5 protein-coding genes and 1 rRNA gene are annotated in these 6,338 nt (G+C 57.5%); 3 read left to right on the top strand and 3 right to left on the bottom strand.

Annotated elements, in window-relative coordinates:
• A 16S ribosomal RNA gene (locus tag JAB1_RS27625) occupies positions 1–404 on the bottom strand; the annotation flags it as partial.
• A gap of 605 nt (positions 405–1,009) precedes the next feature.
• On the opposite strand from JAB1_RS27625, the gene JAB1_RS27620 reads away from it, so the two are divergent.
• The 3 genes from JAB1_RS27620 (at position 1,010) to JAB1_RS27610 (ending at position 4,467) form a co-directional block, all read left to right on the top strand.
• Complete coding sequence (locus JAB1_RS27620; RefSeq protein WP_070253895.1) at positions 1,010–2,290, top strand: histidine kinase; 1,281 nt, start codon at positions 1,010–1,012, stop codon at positions 2,288–2,290.
• 68 nt (positions 2,291–2,358) lie between these two features.
• The gene (locus JAB1_RS27615) at positions 2,359–3,117 is read left to right on the top strand and encodes a LytTR family DNA-binding domain-containing protein (RefSeq protein ID WP_034782231.1); all 759 of its coding nucleotides are present in this window, start codon (positions 2,359–2,361) and stop codon (positions 3,115–3,117) included.
• A 156-nt stretch (positions 3,118–3,273) separates the two neighbouring features.
• Positions 3,274–4,467 (top strand): PAS domain-containing sensor histidine kinase, encoded by a 1,194-nt coding sequence (locus JAB1_RS27610; RefSeq protein WP_070282808.1) that lies wholly within the window; start codon positions 3,274–3,276, stop codon positions 4,465–4,467.
• A 45-nt stretch (positions 4,468–4,512) separates the two neighbouring features.
• Here the strand turns inward: JAB1_RS27610 and JAB1_RS27605 are convergent, their stop codons facing one another.
• Both JAB1_RS27605 and JAB1_RS27600 read right to left on the bottom strand, forming a co-directional pair.
• Positions 4,513–5,460: a porin gene (locus JAB1_RS27605; RefSeq protein ID WP_046682561.1), complete on the bottom strand. Its 948-nt coding sequence runs from the start codon at positions 5,458–5,460 to the stop codon at positions 4,513–4,515.
• 185 nt (positions 5,461–5,645) lie between these two features.
• Positions 5,646–6,296, bottom strand: a complete 651-nt coding sequence (locus JAB1_RS27600; RefSeq protein WP_034782226.1) for a class I SAM-dependent methyltransferase — start codon at positions 6,294–6,296, stop codon at positions 5,646–5,648.
• Positions 6,297–6,338: the final 42 nt, after the last annotated feature.

Genomic DNA, 6,338 nt, shown 5'->3' with positions numbered 1-6,338 from the left:
CACTCACGCGGCATTGCTGGATCAGGCTTTCGCCCATTGTCCAAAATTCCCCACTGCTGCCTCCCGTAGGAGTCTGGACCGTGTCTCAGTTCCAGTGTGGCTGGTCGTCCTCTCAGACCAGCTACTGATCGATGCCTTGGTAGGCTTTTACCCTACCAACTAGCTAATCAGATATCGGCCGCTCCACGAGCATGAGGTCTTGCGATCCCCCACTTTCATCCTTAGATCGTATGCGGTATTAGCGTAACTTTCGCTACGTTATCCCCCACTCCAGGGTACGTTCCGATATATTACTCACCCGTTCGCCACTCGCCACCAGAGCAAGCTCCGTGCTGCCGTTCGACTTGCATGTGTAAGGCATGCCGCCAGCGTTCAATCTGAGCCAGGATCAAACTCTTCAGTTTAATCTCTGTTTAATGTCATTTCTGACAGGTCGGACAGTATCACTACCATCCAAATCTTTTGCATTGCAAAAGATTTGCTCACTCAAAAAACTGACAGGCCACTACTTTCGTAGCGCCTATTTCATTATTTCTTGTGAACATTTGATATTTTAAGTTTTACAGCGATCCGAAGATCACTGCTGCACTTACATCAAATGCTCACACTTATCGACTGTTAATTGTTAAAGAACTGTATTCGGTTACTGCTTTCGCGCTATCGACAAAGCGTTGTGTTTGTCAGCTGCGAAGAAGAAAGAGTATGAAGCATTTCGCTACGTCCGTCAACTCCTTCTTTTTTTCTCACTTTACGCTGCATTTGCATGCGTCGTTCAGCGAGGGGGCGAATTATAGCCTTGCCCCGCACGCCCCGCAAGCGCTATTTTTCCACCCTCACCGCCCAGCAAGCATAGTCTTCACTTCAAGCGCCTTTTTGTGCAGCCTGTCGCAATCGGCTGGCGTAGTTCGTGGTCTTTAGGCACAGTGGCAACATCAGACTCTGACGCTACTCAACAAGGGGTTAAACTTGCCCGCTGCGTCGATTAACTCTTGTATTTGAAAGTGCCCTCATGCTTCCGATTTCCAGCCTGCCCCAATTGTTGAAAACCATCCTCGCTTGGTTGCAACGGGCATTCGACGCGACGACGACCTGGGTTACCCAACTGTCCTGGTGGAAATTCTTCCTGTTCGCTGCACTGGCACTGATCGCCGGCTCCATTTTGCAAGATGAGCTGTTCTCGTCCAGCCCGGACGAAGAAGTGGTCATCAAGTCGCATAAACGCAGCAGCAAGGGCTCGGGCGAAACCAACATCCTGATCGACGATACGGGCATTCACTTCAATCCCCGCAACAGCAAGAACCGCCGTAGCAGCTCGGCCGATCCAGCCGATGCCGCCGAGGCAGACGCACAAGCCGGTGCCGTGCCGCCCGAACCGCCTGAACCACCGGCGGCCCCTGCCAAACCCAGCTATCCAGTAACGACGAATGCCTCGGGCGAAGAAGTCCATATTGAATTGCCGCCGCAAATCGGTGAAGAGTTGTCGAATGCTATCGAAGAAGCGGTCGATGATGCGGCAGAACAAAAAGTGTCGCGCTATCACCAGCAGGCATCGACCTGGTTCAAGAGCTTTGTGTCCTTGCTGGTATTGGCCCTGTTTGCCATGAAAGCCCTGGTTGGCGGCAAGAAACGTGCGGAAGCGGAAACTGTCACGGCAAACGAGGCGGCCGAGCGCGAATCCATGCAGCGCCAGCTCAGCGAAGCGAAGATGCAGATGATGCAGGCGCAAGTCGAGCCGCACTTCCTGTTCAACACACTGGCCTCCGTCGAACACCTGATCCAGGTCGATCCGCCGCGCGCGGCCAAGATGCAGCGCAGCCTGATCCAGTATCTGCGCGCCGTGCTGCCGCAAATGCGCGACAACGCCCTGATTACCAACCTGGGCCGTGAAGCGGATATGGTGCAAGCGTACTTGAACCTGCTGAAAATGCGCATGGAAGAACGCCTGACCGTCGATTTCCAGATTCCAGACGGCCTGCGCAGCGCCGCCTTCCCGCCCATGATGCTGCAATCGATGGTAGAGAATGCCATCAAACACGGCCTGGAAGTCAAACCGGAAGGCGGCACCCTGCGTATCGTGGCCGAAGTGGCGCACAGCAAGCTGCGCGTCACGGTGACCGATGACGGCCTCGGCTTTGGCGTGGTACCCAGCGATGGCACGGGACTCGGTTTGCCCACCATCCGCGAGCGCCTGAAGCTGCTGCATGGCGACCAGGGCAGCCTGACCATTACGCCAAATCAACCGTCCGGCGTATGCGCCGTGATCGAAGTGCCATATCAATTGTCCAAATAAGACAGAGTAGTTGATAAAAACGCTAAATCATTGAATAATCAATCTTCGCCTGTTCACACTTGAGACCTATGCCTACCGCTATTATTGCCGACGACGAAAGACTGATGCGCGACCAGCTGCGCCTGCGCCTGGGCCAAGCCTGGCCTGAACTGGAAATCATCGGCGAAGCCAAGAATGGCGACGAAGCGATCGAACTGGTGGAGCAACTCAAGCCGGACTTTGCCTTCCTCGATATCCGCATGCCGGGCAAGACAGGCATGGAAGCAGCGCAAGTGATTGGCGGCAAGACGCATATCGTCTTCGTCACGGCCTATGATACCCACGCCGTCGAAGCCTTTGAGCGGGGCGCCGTCGACTACGTGCTCAAGCCGCCCGAGCATGAGCGCTTGCTGGTCACGGTGGAGCGCCTGAAAACCCACTTGAACAAGCCGGCCCTGGACGTCAACAGCAGCGTCACGGCCATGCTGTCGCAACTGGCGGAAAAAATCACGGCCAAGCCCACGTATCTGCAATGGATACAGGCCAGTATCGGCCAGGACTTGCGCATGATCCCCGTGGAAGAGATTCTGTTCTTCCGTTCTGACGAGAAATACACCTGCGTGCAGACAGCCAAGTATGAGGCGCTGATCCGCAAGCCCGTGCGCGACCTGGCCGAAGAGCTGGATCCTTCGCTATTCTGGCAAATCCACCGCGCCACACTGGTCAATGTGAATGCCATCGAAGGCGTGACGCGCGACATCCGCGGCCGCCACCTGGTGCTCATCAAAGGCAAGTCCGACAAGCTCGAAGTAAGCCGAAGCTTCCTGCACCTGTTCAAGCAAATGTAAGTCTCTCGCCGCCGCCCGGCCCAGGCCGGCGCGGCGCATCACTCGCTTCTTTCCCCTTCCTGCGCCACATCAAGCCGCGCCGTGCCAACAGGCATAGGCTAAAGTCCTGTCTGCCATTCCTGTCTTGCCTTCGTTCACGTTCGCAAGGAGAACCCCATGCCTGACCGAGGCAGTTCCACACTGCTACGCATCCTGCCGCTGGGCATGGCTGCAGCGCTTTTGCTGTGCTTGTTTCCTCCCCTGAAAGCCCTCCGGCAACGGCAGGCGCGTGGCCAGGCCATCATCGATAGCGCCAGCGACGCCATCATCAGCATCGACAGCGGGCAAATCATTCTGCATGCGAACGCGGCGGCAGCCAGATTGTTCGATGACACACCGGACGGCATGCGCGGCATGCGCCTGGGCCAGTACATCCTGCGCGACTTGCGTACCCTTGACGGCCTGGGCAAGCACGATGGCGATCCGCCGTTTGGCGACATCAGCCAGGAGCTGCGTCTGACGGGCCGGCGCGCCACCGATTACACCTTGACGGGCCGGCGCAGCGATGGCGCCATGTTTCCCCTCGAAGGTTCGCTCTCGGCCATGCAGGAAGACGGCCATAGCGTGTTTACCATCATCGTGCGCGATATCACTGCGCGCCAGCAAATGCATGAACAGCTGGCCCGCTCCTTTTCGCAACTGCGCGAATTGTCGAGCGCGCTGCAATCCATCCGCGAAGAGGAGCGCAAGCATATCGCGCGCGAACTGCATGATGACCTGGGGCAGCTGCTGGCCACCCTGCGCGTCGACCTGACCCTGGTGCGCCAGCACACGGATACCACCGCATCCTTGCAAGCACTGCTGCACAGCATGGACGGCTTGCTGGTGACGGCCATCACCTCGCTGCGGCGCATCGCCAGCAACCTGCGTCCGCGCGCGCTCGATGAAGGGGGCTTATATTTTGCGCTACAAAAACTGCGGCACGACTTCCTGCTGCGCCGCGCCATCCATTTCGACTTGCTGGCCGACGAAGCCGACCTCGTGCTCGACGATGCGCGCAGCACGGCCATCTATCGCATCGTGCAGGAAGCGCTGACGAATATCGCGCGCCATGCCGAGGCCAGCCATATCACCATCGCCCTGCACCGCATCGATTCCTCGCTCGCCATCACCATCCAGGATGACGGCCGCGGCATTGCCGAGCACGACCTGGAAAAAGCCACGGCCCTGGGTTTGCTGGGCATGCGCGAACGGGTGTGGGGCTTGAACGGCAGCATCCATATCGGCGCCGATAGCGAATTGGGCGGCACGCGCATCGACATCTCGCTGCCCATGCATGCGGAGGCGGCAGCAGCGGCGGCGATGCAATAAAAAAGGCGCCCGCAGGCGCCTTTGCTTCCTTACATTGAATGATGCTTAGAATTTGTGTGCCAGGCCGATCTGGTACGAAGTCAGCGATTTGACGCGCTCGCGGCCAGCGTAGGCGTACACGTCGGTGCGCTTCGACAGGTGGTAGTCGTAGCCGACGCCGAATTCCTTGATGGTGTCCTGATCCTTGAACTTGTTGTTGCTTTGCTCTTGCTTGCCGTACGACACTTTGGCATCGCCGCCGCCAACCGTGTAGTTCAGGCCGATCAGGTAGGACTTGAATTCGCCGGTCGTGGCAACTTTGGTGTCGCCTTTCGAGTAGGCGGCCGTGATCTTGGCCGGGCCGAATTTATAGCCGCCACCGATGGACCACAGGTCAGGCTTGGCGGCCGTTGCCGTTGCTTGCACGGCTTTTTCGTAGCCGGCGTGCAAGCTGATCGGGCCATTGTCGTAGGTTGCCAGGCCGATCACGCCTGCGTCAGCGCTGTTGACTTCGCTCAGCACGTATTGCAGGCTGCCCACGAAACCTTCAAAGCTTGGGCTGTTGTAGGTCACGGCGTTGTTGACGCGCGACGAGCCGACGCCCGAACGCAGCAGGGTTTCATTGTTCTTGCCGACCACGCCGTAGGTGTTGAATGGATCGACGCGGGCGATGGTGCCATCGACCAGGTTCTTGGTGCGGCCCAGGATGGCGGTACCAAACGCGCCTTTCAAGCCCACGTAAGCTTGACGGTCGAACAACACGCCTTTTTGCGCGCCGGTATCGGCCAAGAATTCACTTTCCAGGTTGAAAATTGCGGACAGACCGCCACCCAGATCTTCCGTACCCTTGAAACCGAGGCGCGACGCATTGTTTTCGCGTTGTACCGTCGGCTGGCCAGTGGTCTTGGCAATACCGAGGTCAACCAGGCCGTACACGGTGACGTTCGATTGTGCTTGTGCCGTAGCTGCTGCGAAGGTGCCGATGATCAATGCTGCCAGAGTAATTTTTTTCACTTGAGATTCTCTACATTAGGTTGGACAAGAATGTTGCTGCTTAGCTGCTGAACCGAATCATGCCCACCAAATACTTCAACAATATGACATCGACAAGATGTTGTTTTTTAGCACAATGTCTTGTGAGATAAAAACAACAGGCGAAAAAAAACCGCCCGAGGGCGGCTTGTGGCGGCAGTCCGGCCTTACTTCAGGCGGCAGCTCAGCAGCCAGTAGTATTCCAGGCGCTTCATGCGGATTTCGCGGGCCGAATGGGCAAACTTCTTGCGCAGGTGGCTATCCGACGGGAAATTCTTCAGCACTTCATAGCGCTCGCCCCCATCCGTCGTGCGGAACTGGTGGGTATTGCCTTCCAGGTCGGTGCGCGCGATAACGGTGCTGCTGCCATCGACATAGGAATTGTCGATCAGTACCAGCAGGATGTCCTTGCCCAGCTTGCTGCGCAATTGCTTCAGGTATTTGTCCTGGTCCTCGCGCTTGACGTGCGACCACCAGAAGCCGGCAAACACGGCCGTGAACTTGCCCAGCAAGTCGTCTGGCAAGTTGAACGCGTCGAGCTTGGCGAAGGTGACGTTGTCGGGCAAGCCGCGCGCCTGGGCCAGCGCCAGCATTTCATCGTTGATATCGGTGGCCAGGACGGACTCGGCCGACTCCGCAACCACCTCCGTCCAATAGCCGGTACCGCAAGCCAGTTCCAGCACGGTGTGGCCTTCCAGCACGTCGGCGACCTTGTCGCGCAACACTTCCAGGTCTTCCTGGCGTTCGGGCTTGTCATAGACGCGCTCGTACTGCTGCGCGATGGTGGCGTAATATTTGGCAAGCTGATCGGTAATCATTGTTTCTTCTCTTCTTAAATAATCTTGGCCAGGCACCTCGCC

The organism is Janthinobacterium sp. MP5059B (assembly GCF_001758645.1).
Taxonomy (GTDB): domain Bacteria; phylum Pseudomonadota; class Gammaproteobacteria; order Burkholderiales; family Burkholderiaceae_D; genus Janthinobacterium; species Janthinobacterium lividum.
The sequence above is the reverse complement of the archived record's forward strand: the minus strand, read 5'-3'. Positions and strand labels throughout refer to the sequence as shown.

Excerpts from the sequence above, each read along its gene's own strand:
- JAB1_RS27620 (WP_070253895.1), top strand. The coding sequence starts at position 1,010 with ATGCTTCCGATTTCCAGCCTGCCCCAATTGTTGAAAACCATCCTCGCT.
- JAB1_RS27615 (WP_034782231.1), top strand. The coding sequence starts at position 2,359 with ATGCCTACCGCTATTATTGCCGACGACGAAAGACTGATGCGCGACCAG.
- JAB1_RS27610 (WP_070282808.1), top strand. The coding sequence starts at position 3,274 with ATGCCTGACCGAGGCAGTTCCACACTGCTACGCATCCTGCCGCTGGGC.
- JAB1_RS27600 (WP_034782226.1), bottom strand. The coding sequence starts at position 6,296 with ATGATTACCGATCAGCTTGCCAAATATTACGCCACCATCGCGCAGCAG.